The sequence below is a fragment of the Novosphingobium flavum genome, assembly GCF_014230315.1.
Classification (GTDB): Bacteria; Pseudomonadota; Alphaproteobacteria; order Sphingomonadales; family Sphingomonadaceae; genus Novosphingobium; species Novosphingobium flavum.
Window position 1 is genome coordinate 1 of sequence record NZ_JACLAW010000026.1, and the last position, 1,962, is coordinate 1,962.

The 1,962-nt window shown below is 65.7% G+C and carries 2 protein-coding genes; both read right to left on the reverse strand.

Annotated elements, in window-relative coordinates:
• Positions 1-199 precede the first annotated feature (199 nt).
• Positions 200-1,096: a substrate-binding domain-containing protein gene (locus H7F51_RS18525; protein WP_185665812.1), complete on the reverse strand. Its 897-nt coding sequence runs from the start codon at positions 1,094-1,096 to the stop codon at positions 200-202.
• A 7-nt stretch (positions 1,097-1,103) separates the two neighbouring features.
• On the reverse strand, positions 1,104-1,962 hold an 859-nt coding region (locus H7F51_RS18530; RefSeq protein ID WP_185665813.1), incomplete at its 5' end, for an amidohydrolase family protein.

A 1,962-nucleotide genomic window follows, 5' to 3' on the forward strand; every position in this document is an offset into this window, starting at 1 on the left:
GCCAGTTCGCAGACGTCGAATTCCAGATCGCGCACCATCCGGCGGAAGGCGCCGATCTGCGGCTGGACGGTGATGATCTCGGCATCGACGCCTTCGATCGGGATCTCGCCGCTGCGAACGGCGGCGGTGTGCGGATATTCGGCGACCGCAATGGTCAGCTTGACGGACATGGGAGGAAACTCCTGGAAATTCGGGCGGATCAGGCGAGCAGGTCGTCGGGCACGCCCGCGAACAGTTCGTCGACCGACAGGCGGCGCGGGATGATCTTCTGTTCGAGCGCGAGATCGATGGCGGCCTGGATGCCCTTGCGGTTGGCTTCGAGACCGATCCCGGGCAGCTTGGCCTGCACCGCCTCGGGCGCGGCCTCGCGCGATTCCTTCAGCATCCGGAAGATCTCGCGCAGCACTTCGGGGCTGGCATGGTCCTTGTGAACCACGAACATGTGATTGATCGGGATATAGCCCTCGCGCGCCGCCCAGCGCGCGCCCTCGGCCATGGCGTCGGGAACGAGGGTGGCGATCCGGTCGTCCTTGGGCATCTCGTTGCCCATCAGCGCGGCAGCGATCTCGCCGTTCATCATCATGTCGGCAAGGCTCGATCCGGCGGGAAGCCGGGTGCAATTGGCGGGGTCGGAATATTCGGTCAGGTGGCCATCGACCACGGTCAGCCATTCCACCTTGTCGAGATCGACGCCGTACTCGTGCTTGAGGATGCCGCGCACCCACAGGCCCGTGGTCTGGGCATAGGAGCGCACCCCGACCTTGCGGCCCTCGATGTCCTTGGGGCTGATCACGCCCAGTTCGCGGTTGTAGCCGATGCAGTGATGCTGGGTGCGGCCCGACACGGCAAACGGCAGCAGGACCCACGGCTTGTCCCAGCACTTCGCCTGGAGGTAAGTGACGATCGCCAGTTCGCCGGCAAGGTACTTCTCGTTGCGGATCATGTCCTTGAAGCCGCTCGAGGCGGCCTTGGGGCCCTGATAGTCGAGCGTGACCAGATCGGACGTGATCCGCCCTTCGCGCAGGGCGAGGGTCGAGGGATATTCGGCGAGGTTGGTGGGCAGCGTAATGGTCGCCGCGGCGGTGCTGGTGGTCATCGTGGGCTCAGTCCTTCAACACGGGGTAGAGCGTCTGCGCGGTGCGGGCGAAGATCCACTCGCGGTCTTCCTCGGAGACGTATTGCAGGCATTCCTTCGCCCGCTCGAGGTTGGCCAGCATGGTCCCTTCCGAGGCCGGGAAGTTCGAACCCCAGGCGAGGCGGTGTGCGCCGAATTCGCCGACCAGCTTGGGGAAGAAGGTCTCGGCCGTAGCCTCGCCCTTGAGGTCGTCGATGAAGGTGCGCGGGGTCAGCTTGAAATAGACGTTCTCGAACGGCACCAGCCCGAAATGGGCCGAGGCCTTCTTGTAAGGCGCGCCGTCGGACAGGTCGGGGCGGCCGAAGTGGTCGATCAGGATCTTCACCTGCGGGAAGCGCTTGGCCAGCCCCGCCACCTGGGCAAGACCGCCTGCGTCGGTCTGCAGGCAGATCGACAGGCCCAGTTCGCCCGCCAGTTCCCACGCCGGGAACGAGCGCTTGTCGTCCAGCCAGCTCGGATCGAAGGCGGCGGTGGAGCCGCCGGTGAACAGGCGCAGGCCGGTCAGCCCCCGGCTCATCCAGTAGCGGATCTTCTCCGCCGCGTCGGGCGAGAGCACGTCGACCGAACCGACCACCGTGAACCGCCCCGGATAGGCCGCCGCCCCATCGCAGACGTAGGACATGTCATAGCCGTAGCAGGTCGAGGCCTGCACGATCGCGGCCTTGTCCACCCCGGCTTCGTCCATGACGGCGACCAGTTGGTCGATCGTTGCCGGGCGGTCCTTCGACCAGCCCGACTGCTTGCCGAACAGCGGCGCGAGCGGATAGTTCTCCGGATCGGAGGCGACGACGTGGGGATGAATGTCGATATAGCGCGAGGTGGTCATG

Coding starts and splice junctions, on each gene's coding strand:
- H7F51_RS18525 (WP_185665812.1), bottom strand. CDS start 1,096: ATGACCACCAGCACCGCCGCGGCGACCATTACGCTGCCCACCAACCTC.